The organism is Mycobacterium sp. 852014-50255_SCH5639931, from assembly GCF_001665605.1.
Lineage (GTDB): Bacteria > Actinomycetota > Actinomycetes > Mycobacteriales > Mycobacteriaceae > Mycobacterium > Mycobacterium paraffinicum.
The window spans coordinates 217992-238349 of sequence record NZ_LZSV01000011.1 but is presented as its reverse complement, the minus strand read 5'-3'; the positions used below and the strand labels follow the sequence as shown (position 1 = coordinate 238349).

At 68.3% G+C, this 20358-nt stretch carries 19 protein-coding genes and 1 pseudogene; 13 read left to right on the top strand and 7 right to left on the bottom strand.

The window, feature by feature from the left end; genetic code table 11:
* Positions 1-864: a helix-turn-helix domain-containing protein gene (locus A5758_RS06665; RefSeq protein WP_067737992.1), complete on the bottom strand. Its 864-nt coding sequence runs from the start codon at positions 862-864 to the stop codon at positions 1-3.
* A gap of 123 nt (positions 865-987) precedes the next feature.
* On the opposite strand from A5758_RS06665, the gene A5758_RS06660 reads away from it, so the two are divergent.
* From A5758_RS06660 to A5758_RS25030, 6 genes are all read left to right on the top strand, one after another.
* On the top strand, positions 988-2031 hold the full coding sequence (locus A5758_RS06660; protein WP_067737989.1) for a zinc-binding dehydrogenase: 1044 nt from the start codon (positions 988-990) through the stop codon (positions 2029-2031).
* Positions 2028-2441 (top strand): nuclear transport factor 2 family protein, encoded by a 414-nt coding sequence (locus tag A5758_RS06655; protein WP_067210398.1) that lies wholly within the window; start codon positions 2028-2030, stop codon positions 2439-2441. Before A5758_RS06660 ends, A5758_RS06655 begins: the two co-directional genes overlap by 4 nt.
* Positions 2441-3259, top strand: a complete 819-nt coding sequence (locus A5758_RS06650; RefSeq protein ID WP_067737986.1) for an SDR family NAD(P)-dependent oxidoreductase — start codon at positions 2441-2443, stop codon at positions 3257-3259. The genes A5758_RS06655 and A5758_RS06650 overlap by 1 nt, the downstream gene beginning before the upstream one ends.
* 260 nt (positions 3260-3519) lie before the next feature.
* The gene (locus tag A5758_RS06645; RefSeq protein WP_067737983.1) at positions 3520-4812 is read left to right on the top strand and encodes a sodium:proton exchanger; all 1293 of its coding nucleotides are present in this window, start codon (positions 3520-3522) and stop codon (positions 4810-4812) included.
* 34 nt (positions 4813-4846) lie between these two features.
* Positions 4847-5686 (top strand): SDR family oxidoreductase, encoded by an 840-nt coding sequence (locus tag A5758_RS06640; RefSeq protein WP_082939606.1) that lies wholly within the window; start codon positions 4847-4849, stop codon positions 5684-5686.
* Between the two features lie 57 nt (positions 5687-5743).
* A complete protein-coding gene (locus A5758_RS25030) occupies positions 5744-6904 on the top strand; it encodes a Zn-dependent alcohol dehydrogenase (RefSeq protein WP_082939605.1) in 1161 nt (386 codons plus the stop codon).
* Here A5758_RS25030 and A5758_RS06620 read toward each other — a convergent pair.
* From A5758_RS06620 to A5758_RS06610, 3 genes are all read right to left on the bottom strand, one after another.
* On the bottom strand, positions 6785-8413 hold the full coding sequence (locus A5758_RS06620; protein ID WP_067737972.1) for an NAD(P)/FAD-dependent oxidoreductase: 1629 nt from the start codon (positions 8411-8413) through the stop codon (positions 6785-6787). The genes A5758_RS25030 and A5758_RS06620 overlap by 120 nt on opposite strands.
* On the bottom strand, positions 8410-10209 hold the full coding sequence (locus tag A5758_RS06615) for an NAD(P)/FAD-dependent oxidoreductase (protein WP_067737969.1): 1800 nt from the start codon (positions 10207-10209) through the stop codon (positions 8410-8412). The genes A5758_RS06620 and A5758_RS06615 overlap by 4 nt, the downstream gene beginning before the upstream one ends.
* 90 nt (positions 10210-10299) lie before the next feature.
* Complete coding sequence (locus A5758_RS06610; protein WP_067737966.1) at positions 10300-10929, bottom strand: TetR/AcrR family transcriptional regulator; 630 nt, start codon at positions 10927-10929, stop codon at positions 10300-10302.
* Positions 10930-11072: 143 nt separating this feature from the next.
* On the opposite strand from A5758_RS06610, the gene A5758_RS06605 reads away from it, so the two are divergent.
* Together A5758_RS06605 and A5758_RS26495 are read left to right on the top strand one after the other, a co-directional pair.
* A complete protein-coding gene (locus tag A5758_RS06605) occupies positions 11073-11714 on the top strand; it encodes a TetR/AcrR family transcriptional regulator (protein WP_067737963.1) in 642 nt (213 codons plus the stop codon).
* A pseudogene (locus A5758_RS26495) lies at positions 11711-12687 on the top strand (LLM class flavin-dependent oxidoreductase). Before A5758_RS06605 ends, A5758_RS26495 begins: the two are co-directional and overlap by 4 nt.
* On the opposite strand, the gene A5758_RS06595 reads toward A5758_RS26495, so the two are convergent.
* Both A5758_RS06595 and A5758_RS06590 read right to left on the bottom strand, forming a co-directional pair.
* Positions 12655-13125 carry a DUF417 family protein gene (locus A5758_RS06595; RefSeq protein ID WP_067210044.1) on the bottom strand — a complete coding sequence of 157 codons (471 nt, stop codon included), beginning with the start codon at positions 13123-13125 and terminating at the stop codon, positions 12655-12657. The pseudogene A5758_RS26495 and the gene A5758_RS06595 overlap by 33 nt on opposite strands.
* A 73-nt stretch (positions 13126-13198) precedes the next feature.
* Positions 13199-13876: a peroxiredoxin-like family protein gene (locus tag A5758_RS06590; protein ID WP_067738357.1), complete on the bottom strand. Its 678-nt coding sequence runs from the start codon at positions 13874-13876 to the stop codon at positions 13199-13201.
* A 67-nt stretch (positions 13877-13943) separates the two neighbouring features.
* On the opposite strand from A5758_RS06590, the gene A5758_RS06585 reads away from it, so the two are divergent.
* Positions 13944-14645 carry a TetR/AcrR family transcriptional regulator gene (locus A5758_RS06585; protein ID WP_231987241.1) on the top strand — a complete coding sequence of 234 codons (702 nt, stop codon included), beginning with the start codon at positions 13944-13946 and terminating at the stop codon, positions 14643-14645.
* Positions 14646-14661: 16 nt separating this feature from the next.
* Here A5758_RS06585 and A5758_RS06580 read toward each other — a convergent pair whose 3' ends face one another.
* Complete coding sequence (locus A5758_RS06580; RefSeq protein ID WP_067737960.1) at positions 14662-15135, bottom strand: SRPBCC family protein; 474 nt, start codon at positions 15133-15135, stop codon at positions 14662-14664.
* Between the two features lie 130 nt (positions 15136-15265).
* Between A5758_RS06580 and A5758_RS06575 the strand changes: the two genes are divergently transcribed.
* The 4 genes from A5758_RS06575 (at position 15266) to A5758_RS06560 (ending at position 20253) form a co-directional block, all read left to right on the top strand.
* Positions 15266-16087, top strand: coding sequence for a mycofactocin-coupled SDR family oxidoreductase (locus tag A5758_RS06575; protein ID WP_067737957.1), 822 nt, complete (start codon positions 15266-15268; stop codon positions 16085-16087).
* 197 nt (positions 16088-16284) lie between these two features.
* Positions 16285-16497 (top strand): heavy-metal-associated domain-containing protein, encoded by a 213-nt coding sequence (locus A5758_RS06570; protein WP_067737954.1) that lies wholly within the window; start codon positions 16285-16287, stop codon positions 16495-16497.
* Complete coding sequence (locus tag A5758_RS06565; RefSeq protein ID WP_067737949.1) at positions 16494-18728, top strand: cation-translocating P-type ATPase; 2235 nt, start codon at positions 16494-16496, stop codon at positions 18726-18728. The genes A5758_RS06570 and A5758_RS06565 overlap by 4 nt, the downstream gene beginning before the upstream one ends.
* A 133-nt stretch (positions 18729-18861) precedes the next feature.
* Positions 18862-20253, top strand: coding sequence for an alpha/beta hydrolase family protein (locus A5758_RS06560; protein WP_067737947.1), 1392 nt, complete (start codon positions 18862-18864; stop codon positions 20251-20253).
* Positions 20254-20358 lie beyond the last annotated feature (105 nt).

Below are 20358 nucleotides of genomic sequence, written 5' to 3'. Positions count from 1 at the left end.
CTAGACGGCGCGATCGACCGCGTCGGGTCGCGCCGGGGGCAGGCTGATCGCCATCGTTTCGTCGGTCAGGCGTTTGCCGATGACCCGGATCTGCCGCGCCGACAGCGGGCACAGCGGATGGACGGCCACCATCAGCGCAACGTGTCCTTCCTCGAAAACCGGTGCGGCGATGGTCACCACGGGTTGCTTGCGCCGCCCCGGGTTGTCGTCGGAGAGGAAGCCGATGGTGGTGAACTCGACGAGCAACTGATCCAAGATGTGTCGCACCGGCGTGGGCATCTCGTCGCTGTCCAGCGTGCCGACCACCTGCACCGCCTGGGCCAGTGCGGGCGTCGTCCAGTCGACGTCGAAGCCGCGCTCGCGCGTGTGCTCCAGCACCTGTTCGAGCCGCCGGGTGCGATCGGGATTGTTGCCCGCACCGCGGCGGATCCACGCGCGTTGTTGCTCCTCGTCGTCCCACGCGGCGAGCGCGACCCCGAAGGGCGGGGCATACGGGATCCGATCGCCCGGAATTCCGGACGGTTGAGTGGCGGGCTCGCCCTCAAAAGCGGTGACCACCAACGAATCTCCGAAACGCTCGACCACGGAGCAGGCGTAGCCGACGTCACGGGACAACCGCAGTGCCGCGGCACGGGCCGCGTGCGCGAGCGGCCGGGCGGTGTCCGTCCGCGCCGCCACGACGGCCAACGCCGGGCCGAGGGTGAACGTCTTGGCGACCGGATCGCGGCTGGCCCATCCCCGGTCGCACAGCGTCTTGAGAATCGCGTGTGCGGTCGCCTGGGTGAGCCCGAGCTCGCGCACGATGTCGGAGAACCGCAGCCGCGCATTCCCGGACCGGGCCAGGAGCTCGACAACGTCGAGCACCCGGGCGGTCGGCGCAGACGTCGATCCGCGAATGGCTTGACTCCTCTGCCACACGATTTAGAGTGAGACGAATATTTTCGAGATCATATATCGGTTATTCGAGAAAGTAACGCATTGCGCGCTGTGGTGCTGAGGGGCGGCCGGCTCCAGGTCCGCGAGACGACGGACCCCGAACCCGGACCGGGCGAGATGTTGCTGCGCACGCTGAGCACCGCCATCTGCGCGTCCGACGTGCATTTCATGGACCATCCGGAACTCGCCGTCGACGATCCGACCGGTCGCTCGCTCTACGACACCGACCGCGACATCGTGCTCGGGCACGAGTTCGTCGGCGAGGTCGTCGGCCACGGACCCGGCTGCACGGATCAGTTCGCGGTGGGTGCGCGCGTGACGGCCATGCCGGTGCGGCTCGTCGACGGTGGCGCCGGCGGCATGCGGATCATCGGCCAGCATCCGGAAGCGCAGGGCAGTTTCGCTGAGCTACTGGTGGTTTCGGAGGTGGCGGCCAAGCCTGTCCCCGGCGACGTTGCCAGTGACGCCGTCGCACTGACCGACGCGTTCGCCGTCGGCGAGTTCTACGTTCGGTCGGCGCGGATGCAACCGGGTGAGGTCGCCATCGTGATCGGCGCGGGTGCGATCGGCCTGTCGGCCGTAGCCGCGCTGGCCAGCCGCGGGATCGAGCCGATTCTCGTGGCGGACTACAAGTCCGACCGCCGCGAACTGGCCCGGGAGCGCTTCGGCGCCCACGTCGTGGTGGACGCGAGTGAGAAGTCGCCGTTCGATGCATTCAACGAGGTGCGTGCCCAGCGTGGATTGCCCGGCCCGGCAGTCGTTTTCGAGTGCGTCGGCGCGAGCGGGCTGATCCAGAAGATCGTCGAATCCGCCGAGATGGGAACCCGCCTCTACTGCGCGGGCGGTTGGTACACCGGTGACACGCTCGACATCACCACTGCGACTCGCCAAGGCGTCACCATCCAGTTCGGCGGCGGCCCACACCCGCAGGACTGGTATGGCACGCTCGACGCCATCGCGGCGCGAAGGCTGGACCCGCTCCCGAGCGTGGGCAAGGTCATCGGCCTCGACGAAGTGCCCGACGCTCTCGAGCTCGCCCGCCGGTCGGGCGGTCCGCCGCGGATCGTCGTCCATCCGAACGGAGACCTGCCATGACCGAACGTGATGACCGTCAGGACATCTCCGAGTTGCTCGTGCGCTACGCCACCGGAATAGACCGGCGCGACTGGCCGCTGTTTCGCAGTGTGTTCACCGCGAATTGCGAGCTCGACTACGGCGAGATCGGGTCGTGGACCGGAGTCGACGCCGTCGCGGATTTCATGGAGCGGGTGCACGCCCTGGCCGGGCACACGCTGCACCGCTTGACCAACCAGGCCATCACCGTCGACGGCGACCGGGCCACGGCGCGGACCTACATCGACGGGCTGATCATGGCCGCCGACAACAACTCCGGCGTCAATGCGATCGGTTTCTACGACGACGAGATCGTGCGCACCCCCGACGGCTGGCGCATCGCCCGCCGGCGCTATACCCAGGTGCGCCTGACGACAGTGGGGAGCCCTTGATGACGTTCGCAACCAGGTACGGGCCGTGGGCGCTGGTGGCCGGCGCATCGGACGGGGTGGGCGCGGCGTTCGCCCGCGGGCTCGCCGAGCGTGGCATCAACGTGGTGCTGATCGCCCGCCGGCAGGCCGTCCTCGACGAAGTCGCGGCCCAGATCGAGCGGGAAACGGCGGCGTCCACGCGGACCCTCGCCATCGATCTCGTCGAACCGGGCGCGGCGGCGGCGATCGCCGCGGCGACCGGCGACCTGGAGGTCGGCCTCCTGGTGTACTGCGCGGGCGCCGACCCGAACTTCGAGCCGTTCCTCGCCAATCCGGTCGAAGCCGCCGAGGCGATGGTGCAACGCAACTGCATGGCGCCGATGCAGCTGTGCCACCACTTCGCGGCCCCCATGGTCGAGCGGGGCCGCGGCGGGATCGTGCTCTTCGGGTCGGGCGCCGGCCTGGCCGGCGGGGCCAACATGGTCGCCTACGGCGCCTCGAAGGCGTTCGACATGGTCTTCGCCGAGGCGCTCTGGGCCGAGCTGCACGACAAGGGCGTCGATGTCCTCGGCCTCATCCTGGGCAAGACCGACACGCCGGCGTTGCGGCAACTCGAGCACAGCCGCGGCCAGATCGGTTCGCTCGACGAGGTGCCGCCGGGCGCGGCCGCCGTGGCCGACGTCATCGCGGAGGCATTCGAGAACCTCGGAAACGGGCCGACCCTGATGGTCGGCGACATGATGCGCGCCGCCGAACAAATGCTGGCGTCGCTAACCCGCAACCAAGCCGTCGAACTGTTCGCCCAAGCCGCGGCCGCGGCCATGGGCCCGGACAAGTAGCGGGAACCTCCCCGTCTCGCAACGCGTCGTACTGCTTAGGGCCGATTTGCGCGCCAGAAGGTTTGCCAAACTTCGAGATCAGGACACCCTAACTTTCGCGCCGCGGCCGGTTAGCCAGCAAAGATATAGCCCGCTGCGGCGGCGCTCCGTCGAACAACGACGTTGCTGGGGACGGGCTTCGCGGGTAACTTGGGTACTCGTTCGGCAAGGCTGCCCCATCCGGAGTGGCCGCCTCGGTCGCCACCCCTCCATATCGAAGGATGACGATGCTCGCCACAGACAGGCCCGCGACCACGGTCGCGACGGCAGAACGCTCGCGGCGTCGCACCCTGGCGCGTTCGGCACTGATCACCACGGCATTCGTCGTCCCGGCGGTGGTGACGCGACTCGGCGGCCTGCACCCCGACCCGGTCGTAGCGCTGCTGATCTTCGGGGCCGCGGTGGTGTCGGCCAGCTTCCTGCTGGCCTGGGCGGCCGAAGCCGCGCAGATCGATGTCTCCGGTGGGCTGGCGACGGCGATACTGGCGCTGATCGCGGTGCTGCCCGAGTACGCCGTCGACCTGTATTACGCGTACGTGTCCGGCCACAACCCGGACTACACGCAATACGCGGCCGCCAACATGACCGGGTCCAACCGGCTGCTGATGGGTCTCGGTTGGCCCGTCGTCGTGTTGGTCAGCATCCTGGTGGCGCGCAAGGCCGGCACCGGCAAGGCCACCGGCCTGGCGCTGCAACCGACCAACCGCGTCGAACTCGGATTCCTGTTGATCGCCGGCATCATCGCGTTCGCGATACCGGCGAGCGGCGAAATTCACTTCGGGCTGGGGTTGGCGCTGCTGGCATGGTTCGGCTTCTACCTCTACAAGGTCAGCCACGGGGTCGTGGAGGAGCCCGACCTGATCGGGACCGCCGCCGCCCTGGGCGAGCTACCCGATCGCCGTCGGCGCATCGTCGTTGTCAGCCTCTTCCTGGCGTCCGGCGCGGTGATTCTGCTGTGCGCCAAACCGTTCGCCGACAACTTGGTCGCCGCGGGCACCGAGCTGGGCATCGACAAGTTCCTGCTAGTTCAGTGGCTCGCCCCGCTCGCCTCGGAGGCCCCGGAGTTCATCGTCGCGATCATCTTCGCCACGCGGGGCAAGGGCACGGCGGCCATCGCCACCCTGATTTCCTCCAAGGTCAACCAGTGGACGCTGCTGATCGGGTCGCTGCCGATCGCCCACCTGCTGGGCGGCGGCGGATTCTCGTTGCAGCTTGACCCGCGTCAGGTAGAAGAGGTGTTGCTCACGGCCACCCAAACCATGATGGGGGTGGCGCTGCTGTTGGCGCTGCGATTCCACCGCGCCGCCGCGGTCACCCTGCTCGGCCTGTTCGTCATGCAATTCCCGATAGCCACGACGCATGGCCGGCTGCTGCTCTGCGCCGTCTACACCGCGGTCGCCATCGTCGCGCTGATCCGATACCGCCGCGACCTGCCGGCCACCCTCCGGGCGCCGTTCTACGGGAAGGCCATCCGCCACAGCGGTCACCCCCACCATCCGGTGCCGGACCCGTAATCCCCGACGAACGCTCGCCGTATACGGTCCACGTATGAATCGAGTGTCAGTGATCACGGGCGGCGCGGGTGGCATGGGCCAGGCCACCGCCAAGATCGTCGGCCGCGACCACATCCTGGTTCTCTGCGATGTCCGGCAGGACCGGCTCACGGCCGCGGCCGCAACGCTGGAAGGGCTCGGGATGACCGTCACGGCCGTCGACTGTGACGTCACCGGCCGGGGGGCGGTCGCCGACCTGTTCGGCACTGCGGGCAACCTCGGGACGCTCGCCTCGGTCATCCACACGGCGGGAGTGAGCCCGAGCATGGGCGCCGCCGACTATGTCATGCGGACGAATGCCCTCGGCACGCTCAACGTCAACGAGGCGTTCTACGCGGCGGCCGGCGAGGGCTCCGTGATCGTCAACGTGGCGTCGATGGCGGCCCACCTGCTCCCGGCGGAAATGGTTCCGGTGGACCAATTCCCGCTTGCGCTGCAGGACGCCGACGCCTTCATGGAGGCCATGCTGACGACCTGCAACATCGTGCCCGAGGAGGCGAGGTCCGGCATCGCCTACGCCGTCAGCAAGAGCTTCGTGAAGTGGTACAGCCAGTCGCAGGCGGAGAGATTCAACGCGCGCGGATTGCGCATCCTCTCGGTCTCGCCGGGGTCGGTCGACACCGAGATGGGCCGGCTCGAGGAGCAGGCGGGCGCCGGCGCGATGGTCACCAACGCCGCGGTCCCGCGATGGGGCAAGCCCGAGGAGATGGCTGAGCTGCTCGCCTTCTGCGCCAGTGACAAGGCCGGCTACCTGACCGGCACCGACATCCTCAACGACGGCGGAGTGATCGCCTCGATGACCGAGCGCGCAAGGGTGGCCGCCGCCACCGGTTGAGTCCGCCGCTCGGACATCTGTGCCATCGAATGGCCCCGGCAGAAAGGCGGCACGACGATGCGAAGCCGTGCGGCCATCCTCTACGAGTACGGCCGTCCGTGGACCGTCGAGGAATTCGAGCTGGACCCGCCGAGGGCGGGCGAGGTGCTGGTGCGGCTGGCCGCCTGCGGGCTCTGCCACTCCGACGAACACATCCGACAGGGGAAGCTGGCCACACCGCCAGAAACTCTGCGCGCCTTGGGGTTACCCGCCATGTCGCCGACGATCGGCGGGCACGAGGGCTCCGGTGTGGTCGTCGATGTCGGGGCGGGCGTCGCCGGGTTCGCGCCGGGCGACCACGTCGTGACGTCCTTCGTCGCGGTCTGCGGCCAGTGCCGCTGGTGCGCCTCGGGGATGGAGTACCTGTGCGACACGGGGTCGGGAACGTTGGCGCCGGGCATGCCGACGGACGGCACCTTTCGCCATCACACCGTCGACGGGCGCGACCTCGGCCACGTGTCCAAGATCGGTGCGTTCGCCGAACACACTGTCGTGGCGGCGAATTCGCTGGTCAAGATCGACCCGGGCTTTCCGCTGGTGCCCGCCGCCCTGCTGGCGTGCGCGGTGCCCACCGGGTACGGGTCGTCGGCCCGGCGTGCCGGGGTGCGGGGTGGGGACACGGTGGTGGTGATCGGCACCGGCGGGATCGGCACCGCGGCCGTTCAGGGCGCCCGCATCAGCGGTGCCGCGCGGATCATCGCGGTCGACGTGAGCGACTTCAAGCGCACCTCCGCAATGACTTTCGGCGCGACCCACGTCGCCGCGACGGCGACCGACGCGCTCGCGCTGGTGCGCGACCTGACCCGCGGCGTGATGGCGGATGCGGTCGTGGTCTCCCCCACCATGATCGGCGAGGCCGATGTCGGGACGGCGCTGGCGCTCACCCGCAAGGGCGGCACGTGCGTGCTGACCGGGCTCCCGGCACCCGCGACGGCCTCGATCGCCGTCGCCCTGCAAGATTTCATCCTGATGAACAAGACGTTGTGCGGCACGGTGTTCGGCTCGTGCAATCCCAAGAGTGACATCGCGCTGCTGGCCGCGCTGTACGAGTCGGGTCGGCTACTCCTCGACGAGATGATCACCAAACGCTACCGGCTCGACGACATCAACGACGCCTATGCCGACCTGGCCGCCGGCCGCCTGATCCGCGGGGTCATCGACTTCGGTCTGGGCCAGTAGCCAGTCCCGCGGCCGGAGCCGCCAGGTCCGGCGGGCGTACTCCAGCTCGGTGTAGGGCCACTGGGTGACGATGCGGCCGGTGGGCGAGCGGAAGTAGCTGTCGCACCTGGTCCATATGGTGCGCTCCAGGTCTGCGGAAAGCTGGTCGTTGTAGCGCTTTTCGGCGTCCGGGCGGACGTCCACATAGCCGCCATTGCGCGCCACCCGGCTGACCGCGCTGGCAACCAGACGCGCGGCGGCCTCCAGGATGTAGACGATCGAGTTGCCGCCCTGGTTGGTGTTGGGGCCGTAGAGCATGAAGAAATTCGGGAAACCGCTGACCGCGACGCCCAGGTAGGCGCTCGGGTCGTCACCCCAGCGCTCGTGCAGGCTTTGGCCGCCTCGTCCGATCACCTCGATACCGGCGAGGTAGCGGCTGGTCTGGAATCCGGTGGCGCACACGATGGCGTCGGCGTCCACCGATTTGCCGCTGATGGTCTCGATCGACGTCTCGGTAACTCGCGCGATCGGTTCGGTCACCAGATCGACGTGGTCCTTCTGTACCGCCAAATAGTAGTCGTCGCCGAGGAGCACCCGCTTGCAGCGGAATGGATAGTCGGGCATCAGCGCGCGGCGCAGCCGCTCGTCGGAAACGGTGCGCTCCAAGAACGATGTCGCGACCCGTGATCGATTTGCCACCTGTGGGTCTTCGACGGCGTTTCCGGCGAAGTCGTGGAACTGCTTCCAGATTCGCCACCGTTCCCTGCGAGCCGCCCACGGATGCCGGCGAAACCTCGCCAGCTCCCGAGCACTGAACGGACGGTCGTCCTTGGGCACCATCCAGGGAGGCGTTCGCTGAAACACGGTGACACCGGAGGCGATTCGAGCGATTTCGGGCACCACCTGCACTGCGCTGGCGCCGGTGCCGATCACCGCGACTTTCCGGCCGGACAGGTCCACGCCCGGATCCCACGCCGATGTGTGCATCAAGTGGCCGCGGTAGCCGGTGAGGCCCTCGATGTCTGGCAGTCTGGGAGCGCCGAACAGGCCGACAGCGCTGACCACCACATCGACGCGCAGCGTGGTGACGGTGTCGCTATTCGCTTGCTGCAGTTGCAATTCCCACTGGCGGCCACCCTCGTCCCATCTCGCGTGCCGCACGTAAGTCCGTAAGATCAGGTGGCGCCGCAGGTCGAAGTCGTCGGCCACGGATTCGAGGTAGGCAAGGATCTCGGGTTGCCGTGCGTAGGTTCGGCTCCAGGATCTGTTCGGGGCGAACGAAAACGAATACAGGTGGCTTTGCACGTCGCACGCGGCGCCGGGATAGGTGTTGCGCCGCCAGGTGCCCCCGACACCGTCGTCGCCCTCGATGATGACCAAATCGTCGATGCCGGCCTGGCGTAGCGCGACGGCGGCGCCGAGGCCTCCGAAGCCCGCGCCGATGATGGCCACCTTCGGTGGTCGCCGGCGCCGGGTCGCCGCCCGCAGCCGGCCGACGCCGTAGCGCCAGCGGGCCTGCCGGCTGGTCACGGCCCGGCCTTGCCGCCGCGTATCAGGTAGCCATCCAGGCCACCGCTGGCCCGCCACGCGCGCAGCATGTCGGCGTACTCCGTGGGTGCGCCGAAGAAGAAACTGCCCTGCCGAATCTTGTTGTCCGCCTTGCCCTCCCGGTTGTAGTAGCCGGGGGTGCAGGTCTGGGCGCGCTCCGCGCTCGCGGCCGACCGGGTGACAACGGTGTGGACCCAGGCGGATTCGGCGGCTGGTGCCGCCTCGACTTCGGTGACGCCGCGCTCGAGCGCCCAGGCGATGATCCACGCCGCGTGGGTCGCCTGCACGTCCAGCAGGTAGGGAAAGTTCACCGTCAGGCCCGCCTGCGCGATGCTTTCGATGAAGAGATTCGGGAAGTTCGTCGTACACAGGCCTTGAAAGGTGCGCACCCCGTCGCGCCAGTGCTCGGTCAGCGACACTCCGTCTCGGCCGATCAGCTCGAAGCCGGTGCGCCGACAGTAGTCGGTGCCCACCTCGAAACCCGTTGCGAAGATCAAGCAGTCGAGCTCGTAGGGCACACCGTCGACGACCACACCGGACTCGGTGATGCGCTGCACGCCGCGGCCGCGGGTGTCGACCAGCGTGACGTTGTCGCGGTTGAAGGTCTGCAGATACTCGTCGTGGAAGCAGGGCCGTTTACAGAAATACCCGTACCACGGTTTGAGTGCCTCCGCGGTGGCCGGATCGCTGATGATGCCGTCGACCCGCGCCCGGATCTCCTCCATCTTGGCGAAATCCGCGATCTCGATGTCGCGGCCGCGCTGCGCCGGGTCCACGGCCCCGTCCCCGTCATGGCGCATCACCGGCAGCTTGCGCGTAATGCTCGTCCAGGCGTCGGCGACCAGGTCCTCGTCGGCCTGGCCGCCCGCCGTCAGGATCTGGAAGTTCTCGATGCGTTCGCGCTGCCAGCCCGGCCGTAATGTGCTGGCCCACTGCGAATCCGTGGCGCGGTTGGCCCGCACGTCCACCGATGACGGCGTGCGCTGGAAGACGTACAGCCGCTGCGCCGCCCGGGCGAGGTGCGGGACGCACTGGATCGCCGTGGCGCCGGTACCGATGATGCCCACGCGCTTGTCGGCGAGCCGCTCGAGGTTCTCTCCGGTGTAGGCGTAGTCCCACCGGCTGGTATGAAACGCGTGACCGCGAAAAGCCCCGAGGCCCTCGATGCCGGGCAGCTTGGGTTTGGCCTGATAGCCGTTGGCCATGGACACGAACCGGGCCCGCATCTCATCGCCCCGGTCGGTGCGGATGATCCACCGTGATTCATCGGCTTCCCAGCGGATCTCACGCACGTCGGTCTGCAGGCACGCGTCGCGGTACAGGTCGTAGTGCCGCGCGATGCGCTGGCAATGCGCGAAGATCTCCGGTCCCTTGGCGTATTTCTCGGTGGGAACGTAGCCGAGCTCCTCCAGCAGCGGCATATACACGTACGACTCGACGTCGCAGGCGATTCCGGGATACCGGTTCCAGTACCAGGTGCCGCCCACGTCGGCCGCCCGGTCGATCAGCCGCACACTCTCCACGCCGAGCTGGCGCAGCCGCACCCCCGTCAACAGCCCGCCGAAGCCGGCGCCGATGACCGCGACGTCCACCTCGTCGGTCAGCGGTTCGCGATCGAATTTCCCGTCGGCCCAGGGGTCTTCGGCGAAGCGGGCGAACGCACCCGCCATCTCCACGTACTGCGCGATGCCGTCCGGGCGCAATCGCCGCGCACGCTCTTCGGCGTACTTGCGTCGCAGCGCGTCGACGTCGAACGTCACGGCAACGGTTTCAGTCACGGCCAGGCTTCCTCTCGTGGCCCCGACTATATAATCAATCGCTTGATCGTATCAAGGGCGGCGTCGGCCCGCCGTGTCCTCTGCCTGCGGCTATCCCGGCTCACCCGGGGCGAACAGCGTTCCCCTGATCATTTTCTTGGCGGAGTCCAGCGCGGCGTGGTAGCCCCGCGGCGGCGACGTGGCCGCCAGCTCGGTCAACCCGTAGATGAGCGCGTAGACGGCTTCGACGACGCTGTCCCGATCCGGCCGATGCGCGAGTTCGCCTTGCCGGTAGGCGTCATCGACGACGCCCTCGATGATCTCTCGGAATGCCTGAAAGCGCGCGCCACCCGCGAGCCGCGCATCGACGTCGGCCACGCCCTCGGCGCGGATCACCCACTCGAAGGCGGCGAGATCCGGGTACTCGCGCATGAGCCGGCCCGATTCGTCGAGCACCGCCTCGATCCGATCGATGGCGGTCCCGGCGCCCGCGGCGGCCGCCCGCAGTCGAGGCAATGCGACATCGGTGCGTGCCGCGATCGCGGCCTTGATCAACTCGGCCTTGTTCGGAAAGTAGTTGTACAGGCTGGCGCTGGTGACGTTCGCGGTGCGGGCGATCTCACGGATGGTGGCCCGTGAGTACCCCGCCGTGGCCACACAGCGCATGGTGGCGACGACGATCCGCCGGCGGGTCTCCTCGCCGCTGGCGCCGACCGGGCGTCCACGCTGCGCCCGCGTCACCGTGCTCTCCCCACTCGCGCGTCCTGTCCGCCGGCTCTGAGTGCCCGGCACGGTCGAATATAATCGAGTGATCGATTAGTTTGGGCTTCCGTGCGGAGGTGCGCAGTGTGTGATGGACGGACCTGCGGCGGGTTCCGCACGGCATGAGCGTCGCGCCGTCGCAATTGGGCCGCCCGGTGGGCGCCGACGGGGAGCAGACCCGCGCGCGGATCATCACCGCGGCGATGCGGTGTGTGGCCGAGATGGGCTACTCCCGCACGACGATTCGCGAGATCGCCCGGGCCGCCGACATGACCAGCGGCAGTCTGTACCACTACTTTCCGAACAAGTCCGAGTTGCTGGAAGCGACCGTTACCGAAATGGAGGACATCGCGTCACCTCGGCTGCGGGCCGCCGCCGCGCGGGCCGACGGCGCGGTCGATCGCCTGACGGCGGTGTTGGACGAGTCGAGCAGGTTGATGCGCGAGTACCCCTATTTGGCCGCCTTCGATCGGGCGATTCGCAGTGAAAGCAACGAGCATCCGGCCAGCGGCCGGCCGCGGTACGCCGGGCTGAAAGCGTTGCGCGACACGATCACTGAGATCATCACCGAGGCCCGGGCGCAGGGCGCGCTGCCTACCGACACCCGCCCGGACGCAGCGGCCGATGCGATTCACGCGCTGGCGCGGGGTCTCACGGAGCGGGCCGCCACTCTGGCTCCGGACGCGTACGCGGCCGCACTGGATTCGGCCAAAGACCTGATCAGCGGAACGCTCTTCGCGCGCCCGGCCGGCGCACACCGATGAAGTTACTCACCGCCCTGCGGCTCAACATGACCAATGTCGCCGATCCCACAGCGCGCCAAGCGGATCGTTACCGGGCTGCGCTGGACATGGCGGAGTTCGCCGATCGCCGCGGCTTCACCGCCGTCAGCGCAGAAGAACATCATCTGGCGGCCACGAGTTGGCTTCCGTCGCCGTTGATTTTGGCCGCCGCGATAGCGGGGCGCACACGCAACGTTCGCATCAGCGTCAACGCGTTGATCGTCCCGCTCTACGATCCGATTCGGCTGGCCGAGGACGTCGCCGTGCTGGACAACCTCACCCGGGGCCGGTTCAGTTTCGTGGCCGGCATGGGTTACCGGCCCGAGGAGTATCAGGCCGTCGGCAAGGACTGGTCGGGCCGTGCGACCCTGATGGACCACTGCCTGACGGTGCTGCTCAAGGCGTGGAGTGATCAACCCTTCGAATACGACGGCGCGCTCATCAACGTCACCCCGAAACCGTTTACCCGTCCGCATCCGATCCTTTTCGTCGGCGGTATGACCGCCGCGGCGGCCGGCGCGCGGCCCGCTTCGGGCTTCCGTTTTCACCGCCGATGGCCATGCCCGAGGTCGAAGCGGTGTACACGCAGGAGTTGCGCAACCGCGGGAACGAGGGTTTCGTCTACCACCCCGAAAACGGCAGCACCGTCACCCTGCTGCACGCCGATCCCGACGAAGCGTGGTCGCGTTACGGCGACTTCATCCTGGCGGAGGCGGTCGAGTACAGCGCTTGGAAGCGCGCCGACGTACCGCGGCCCAACGAAACCGCGCCGGCCTCGATCCGGGACCTGCGCCGCCTCAACCATGTCGAGATACTGACCCCGGAACAGTTGATCGATCAGATCCTCGGTGGCCGAAGGGAAGTCGTGATCAACCCCCTCATCGGCGGCCTTCCGATCGACGCGGGCTGGTCCAGCCTGCACCTAATGGCCGACGAGGTTCTGCCCAACGTGTGACCTGCCCGCCGACAGCGCGTCACCCAGGCTCCACACCGCGACGCCGATCAGCACCAGATCCTTCAGCAGGAACTGCCCCGGCAGCGCCGACAGCACGGGAAGACCACCGGCATGGGTCGCGACCACCCCCGGTGTGGTGAAGAGGAAGCTCAGCGTTCCCAGGAACAGCATCACGGCCAGCGCGCTGCCGGCCGCCGATACGCGCGGCCACACGGGCCGAAGCGCGATGAGAAGGGCGGCAACGATTTCCATCGTCCCCAGCCCGCGCGCGACGGTGGCAACGCTGAAAACCTCGTAGATCCAGCTCATCAGCGGGCTGTGCTCGATGAGCACGCGGGATTCCATCTTCACGTACTTCCCGAACCCGATCCAGGCCAGAACGATGACGAGGCCGTAGCGGCTGGTGAGTTGCCCCCACCGGGTAAGCGTTTGCGCCAACGGGTTTGAGCTGGCGCGCGTTACGACGGGGTTTTCGTCCACAAAGTGAGGACGAATTCGCGAAGCCCTGGGTTCACTCGAGGCTGCTCAGGGCAGCGACGATGTCGGCGACCTCGGTGCGGGTGGTGTAGTCGGGGTGGACGTCGATCCAGCGAATGGTCCCGGCGTGGTCGACGATGGCCACGGTCGGCATTGGCAGTCCGAACGTTCCGTCGGCGTTGACTTCGGCCAGCTCGAGGCCCAGGTTGCGTTGGGCCGCCCTGGCCCCCTCGCTGGGTGCGGTGAGTACGCCCAACCCGGCCGCGACCTGATTGCCGGGATCGGACAACACGGTGAAACTCAACTCGTTGATCTCCTGCGTCGACAGTGAACCGTCGGGCTTTTGCGGGCTGACCGCCACCAGCGCGACGTCGCGCCGCGCCAGCTGCGGGACCAGTTGCTCCTGATACGCGCGCAGCGTCAGGTTGCAGTACGGGCACCACGCACCGCGGTACAGCACGACCACTGCATTTCGTCCCCCGACACTCTGGGCAAGGGTGGTGGGCACTCCGCGCGCATCCAGTAGCTGGCCATCGGGCATTGCGTCGCCAGGGGCGGCGACGCCGACCGGTATGCCGCCGGCCCGTAGCTGCTCCTGCTCGGCGCCGAAGGTGCTGACGACGTCCTCGGGCAACTGGCTTGCCATTCCCTGCTGGAATTGCGCGACCCGGTAGGCGATCGTGGTCTCGTTGGTGTCGGCGGTGCTGGTCATGAGTTCATTGCCCTTCACATGCGTGCCGGCTTGGCGCACAACGGCTTCCGGCATCGATTAGTAGACGATGACGTTCAGCCTGCCCAACCGAAAATGGAGTGTCAACTCCAAAAAGAGTAGTCTGTGGGGGTCCCTCCACGGAAGGAAGCTTATGGCTCCGGTCCCCTACGAGAAGCTGACCGCGAAGGGCCGCGCAACCCGCGAGCGCATCGTGGCCGCCGCTTCCGAATTGATGCTGCAGCGCGGCGTCGCGCGGACAACCATCGAAGACATTCAGGAGGCCGCGGCCGTCAGCACCTCGCAGATGTATCACTACTTCGCCGACAAGAGCGATCTCGTGGCCTCCGTCATCGACTTTCAGACCGATCATGTGCTCGGCGTGCAGCACCTGGGTCTCGACCGAATCGACAGCATCGAGGACTTGTACCGCTGGCGCGGCATCATGGTGGACCTGGTGCGCAGCATGGGCTGTGCGGGCGGCTGCCCGATCGGCTCAATGGCCAACGAGCTGTCTGAGTCGGACCCTATCGCGCGAGCGCAGCTTGCGCGGTCATTTGCCCAGTGGGAGAACATGATCCACGACAGCCTGATAGCGATTGCCGCGCGCGGCGAGTTGGCCGACGGAACGGACATCGAGCGCGTCGCGCTGGCGATGCTCGCCGGCATCCAGGGCGGCTTACTGCTCAGCCAGGTCCGTCGCGACACCGCGCCTTTGGAGGCCGCGGTCGACACCATGATCGAACATCTGCGACGCCTCGGCATGGGGTGACGCGTCGGAGACCCGGTTAGCGCGCGGCGTAACGATCGCGCAACTGGGCCAGCGTCGCTTCGATTCCGGCGACGTTGCCTTTGCACGCCCCGATCCGCTCGTAGTACTTCAACGCGTTCTTGACCGCACCGGCGTCGCGATAATCGAACGTCTCCGTGACCCGGGTCCGGGTCGGCGAGAGCGCCTCGAATTCCCACCGCCAGCGGTGCCCAACCGGGTGACGCCATTCGACCAGTTCGTTCGGTTTCAGGGCCGTCACCGTGCTGGTGATGCGGTACGGCAGGCCATACATCTTCATCTTGGTCGAAAACTTCGACCCCACAGTCAGTTCCGCGGGCACGCTGATGTTGTCCCGCACGGTGCCCGACCCATCCAGTTCGCTGTGTCGTCGGGGATCGGCGGCCATCGCGTACAGTTCGGCGGCCGGCGCGGCCACTTCGACCGACCGGCTTACCTGCCGCGGGCCCGCATCGACAACGGTGACGGTCATGATCTTTCCTTTCGGCTGTCCGGCAGCGTCAGGTCGACGCTACGCTCGCCGAGTCGAACTCAGAACAGCAGACATCCCGCCGCGGGTGGCCGCGACAGGAAGCCCGCGTCGGGAGGAGCCGAAAGTAGCAATGAGTCAATCCATTTCGGGAAAGGTGGCCCTGATCACCGGCGCCGCGCGGGGGCAGGGCCGGGCGCACGCCGTGCGCCTGGCCGCCGAAGGCGCCGACATCATCGCGGTCGACATCGCCGGGCCGCTGCCGCCGAGCGTTCCGTACGACTCGCCGACACCCGAGGATCTGGCCGAGACGGCACGACTGGTGAGCGCCAACGACAAACGGGTCATCACCGCGGCCGTCGACATCCGCGACCTCGAGGCACTCAAGGATGCGGTCGACGCGGCGGTGGCCGAACTGGGCCGCCTCGACATCATCGTCGCCAACGCCGGGATCTGCAGTCCGGCTCCGTGGGATCAGATCACCGCGGAAGCGTTCCGCGACACCATCGACACGAACGTGACCGGCACCTGGAACACGGTGATGGCCGGCGCTCGGCACATCATCGACGGCGGGCGCGGCGGGTCGATCATCCTCATCGGCTCGGCCGCCGGCATCAACATGCAGTCGTTCATGATCCACTACACGGCGAGCAAGCACGCGGTCGTCGGGATGGCCCGCGCATTCGCCGCCGAGCTCGGCCGGCACAACATCCGCGTCAACAGCGTCAACCCCGGAGCGGTGTCGACACCGATGGGTACCGGACGCATGCGCGAGGCGCTGCAAGCCGCCGCCGATACCTACCCGCACTTGCGGGGCCTGCACAAGCCACTGCTGCCCGAGGGGATCGCCCAGCCGGAGGACATCGCGGACGCCGTCGCCTGGCTTGTTTCCGACCAGTCCCGGTTGGTCACGGCGACCCAGCTTTCGGTCGATATCGGCGTGGGTTACGTCTGACCCCGTCGTGGGCTGATCCCGGTCGCGGTCCTGGCGCTTCCACCAGGCAGAATGGTGGCGCCCCCGTCGCGTTGGTCGGGCCCAGGCTTCTCCCCGGACGCCCGGTTGCGCTAAAGGCCCGGGGGGGGGGGAATACCTCGGGAGACGCGGACGTTGGACAGAAGTATACCCCGACGGGGTATCGGGAGAGGGAGACCATGACCACGAGCGAATACCGGGTCGACGGGATGAGCTGTGGCCACTGCGAGGCGGCCGTCAAGGATGAGGTCGGCCGCCTCCCGGGTGTGGAGCGCGTGGACGTCAGCGCCGACACGGGCAGGCTGGTGGTCACGAGTTCTGTTCCCGTCGACGCGGCCGCGGTCCTCGGCGCGGTGGACGAGGCCGGCTACGAGGCCGTCCTGGTGGCATGAGCGCGGCGCCGGTGAGCCAAATTGAGCTGAAGATCGCGGGGATGACGTGCGCGTCCTGCGCCGCCCGGATCGAGAAGAAGCTCAACCGGCTCGACGGCGTGGTCGCCACCGTCAACTACGCCACGGAAAAGGCCGCACTCACGGTCCCCTCGGGATACGACCCGCGATTGCTGATCGCGGCCGTCGAACAGGCCGGTTACACCGCCGCGCTGCCGCCCCCGCAGGAAAGTTCCGTGCAGGCCGACGACCCCGAGCTGAGCGCGCTGCACACCCGGCTGATGACCACGGCCGCGCTCGCCGGCCCGGTGATCGCCATGGCGATGATTCCCGCGTTGCAGTTCCGCTATTGGCAGTGGGCATCGCTGGTCCTGGCCGCGCCGGTCGTCGTATGGGGCGGCCGTCCCTTCCACGCCGCCGCCTGGGCCAACCTCAAACGCGGCGCCGCCACCATGGACACGCTCGTCTCGATCGGCACGCTGGCGGCCTTCCTCTGGTCGCTGTATGCGCTGTTCTTCGGGACGGCCGGCAAACCGGGCATGCGCGACGCTTTCGAGCTGACCGTCCGCCCCTCCGACGGCGCGGGCAACATCTACCTCGAAGTCGCCGCGGGTGTGACCCTGTTCGTGCTGGCCGGGCGGTACTTCGAGAGGCGTTCGAAGCGGACGGCGGGCGCCGCGCTACGCGCCCTGCTGGAGCTCGGCGCCAAGGACGTCGCGGTGCTGCGGGACGGCGCCGAAACCCGCATCGCCGTGGACCGCCTCGCGGTCGGGGACGACTTCGTGGTCCGGCCCGGGGAGAAGGTCGCCACCGACGGCGTCGTGGTCTCGGGTTCTTCGGCCGTGGACGCCTCGATGCTCACCGGCGAATCCGTCCCCGTCGAGGTCGGCGAGGGCGACACCGTCACCGGCGCGACCGTCAATGTCGGCGGGCGCCTCGTCGTGCGCGCCATCCGGGTCGGCGACGACACCCAGCTCGCGCGCATGGCCACGCTGGTCGAGGAGGCCCAATCGGGCAAGGCCGAGGTGCAGCGGCTCGCCGACCGCATCTCCGGCGTGTTCGTCCCCGTGGTGATCGGCATCGCCCTGGCGACGCTCGGCGGGTGGGTCGCGCTGGGCTTCCCGCTCACCGCGGCCATGACCGCGTCCGTCGCGGTGCTGATCATCGCCTGCCCGTGCGCGCTGGGGCTGGCTACCCCGACGGCCCTGCTGGTCGGCACCGGGCGCGCGGCTCAGCTCGGCGTGCTGATCAAGGGCCCCGAAGTCCTGGAGTCCACGCGCAACGTCGACACGATCGTGCTCGACAAAACCGGCACAGTCACTACCGGGAAGATGACCCTCGTCGACGTGATCAGTGGGCCGGGGACCGACCGCCAAACGCTGCTGCGCTACGCCGGTGCGCTCGAGGATGCGTCCGAACATCCCATCGGGCGGGCCATCGCGCAGGCCGCGAGAGCTGAGCTCGGTGCCCTGCCCGCCGCCAATAGCTTCGCCAGCCTCCAAGGCATCGGCGTGCGAGGAGACGTCGACGGCCACACCGTCGTCATCGGGCGGGCGAACCTGCTGGCCGACGGGGGTCAGCCGTTGGATGCCGCGCTGTCGGCGGGCAAGGCCCGCGCCGAGGGCGAGGGCAAGACCGCGGTCGCCGTCGGCTGGGACGGCCGCGCCCGCGGGATCCTGGTGGTCGCCGACACCGTCAAACCGACCAGCGCCGAAGCGGTCCGGCAGTTCAAGCGGCTGGGCCTGACGCCGATCCTGCTGACCGGCGACAACCGGACCGTCGCGGATCGGATCGCCGACCAGGTCGGAATCACGCAGGTCATCTCCGAGACGACGCCGGCCGACAAGGTCGCCGCCATCAGGCGGCTGCAGTCCGCAGGGAAGGTCGTCGCGATGGTCGGCGACGGCGTCAACGACGCCGCGGCTCTGGCGACCGCCGATCTCGGGGTGGCGATGGGCACCGGCACCGACGTCGCGATCGAAGCCGCCGACCTCACCGTCACGCGCGGTGACCTACGCGCCGCCGTCGATGCGATTCGGCTCTCCCGGCGCACGCTGAGCACCATCAAGACCAACCTGTTCTGGGCGTTCGGCTACAACATCGCCGCGATCCCGCTCGCCGCGCTCGGCATGCTCAACCCGATGCTGGCGGGCGCCGCGATGGCCTTTTCCAGCGTTTTCGTGGTCGCCAACAGCCTGCGGCTGCGCTCGTTCAGCAGCGTCACGGCCGCCTAGATCACCGCGCCCACACGCCACGCTGGCGGGCGGACGGGTGGGGCTGGTGTGGGATAGTTGTTCCGACCCCCCGCGTTCGAAAAGACCACGGGTCCGCCCCGCGCAGCGATCGACTCAGCAAAGGCAACGACCGTTGGACCAATTCTTCGGACGACTGTCCCTGCTGCACGGCTGGTTTCCGCCGACCGTGCAGGGACTGACGCTGCTGGCGTTGATCATCGCGATCCAGTGGCGTGCGCCGCGCTGGCTCAAGCGGGTGCTGCCCGTGGCCCTGATCGCGGCCGCCGCGGTGACCGCGCTCGCGTACCGGTACATCACGTCGCTCGGCGTGGCCGGGGACCCGGCGCCGACGACGCTGTGGCTGTGGATCGCGATGAGCGGCCTGGCCGCCGCGGTCTTCCTGGTGGGCTGGCGGGGCGCCCGCTGGTGGCGGCGCGGGGTGGCCGTGCTGTCCATACCGCTGTGCGCCTTGTGCGCGGGACTGGCGTTGAACGGCTGGGTGGGCTACTTCCCGACGGCGCTTGCCGCGTGGAACCAACTGACCTCCGTGCCGTTGCCTGACCAGATCGACCGGCTGCGGGTCACCGAGATGCAGGTCGCCGGGACCAGGCCGACCAAGGGCGTGGTGGTGCCGGTGGACATCGACGACAACGCCTCCCACTTTCGCCACCGCCGAGAACTGGTCTATCTGCCGCCCGCATGGTTCAACAGCAATCCGCCACCCCGACTGCCGGCGGTCATGATGATCAGCTCGGCGTTCAACACCCCGGCCGACTGGCTCGGCCCGGGCGGCGCTTTCACCGCCATCGACAACTTCGCCGCCGCGCATCGCGGCTTCTCGCCGGTGCTGGTGTTCGTCGATCCCACCGGTTCGTTCGACAACGACACCGAGTGCGTCAACGGCAGCCGGGGCAACGCCGCCGATCACCTCTCCAAGGACATCGTGCCGTTCATGGTGTCGAACTTCGGCGTCAGCGCCGACCGGGCGAACTGGGGCGTCACCGGATGGTCGATGGGCGGCACCTGCGCGGTTGACCTGGCCGTCATGCATCCGGAGCTGTTCAGCGCATTCGTGGACATCGCCGGCGACCGCAGCCCGAACGTCGGCCCCAAGGATCAGACGATCGCCAAGCTGTTCGGCGGCGACCGCACCGCCTGGGCCGCGTTCGACCCCCTCACCGTGATCGCGCGGCATGGTCGTTACACCGGTTTGTCGGGCTGGTTCGACGTCCCGGGATCCTCGGAGCCGCGCAACGTCGCCGAGGAGGCCAACTCCACCGCGAGCGCTCCCAGCACGGACCCGACCGCCAATCCGGAGGGCCAGGACGCCGCCGCCAACGCGTTGTGCGCTGCGGCCAGCGCCAACGGCATCAGCTGCGCCGTGGTCAGTCAGCCGGGCAAGCATGACTGGCCGTTTGCCGCCGGGGCGTTTGAGGCGGCGCTGCCGTGGCTGGCCTCGACGCTGGGCACACCCGCCGCCGAGCCGGTGCAGCTGCCCCAACGCGGCGGCGCGGAATCACACTGATCGCGAAATTCACAGCTGACCCTCCCGTAACGCAACCGACATATTGTTCCTGGTAGTGGTACGGTTCGCTGCTGATGGCTGGCGATTTTGTGCACGACGGGCGAC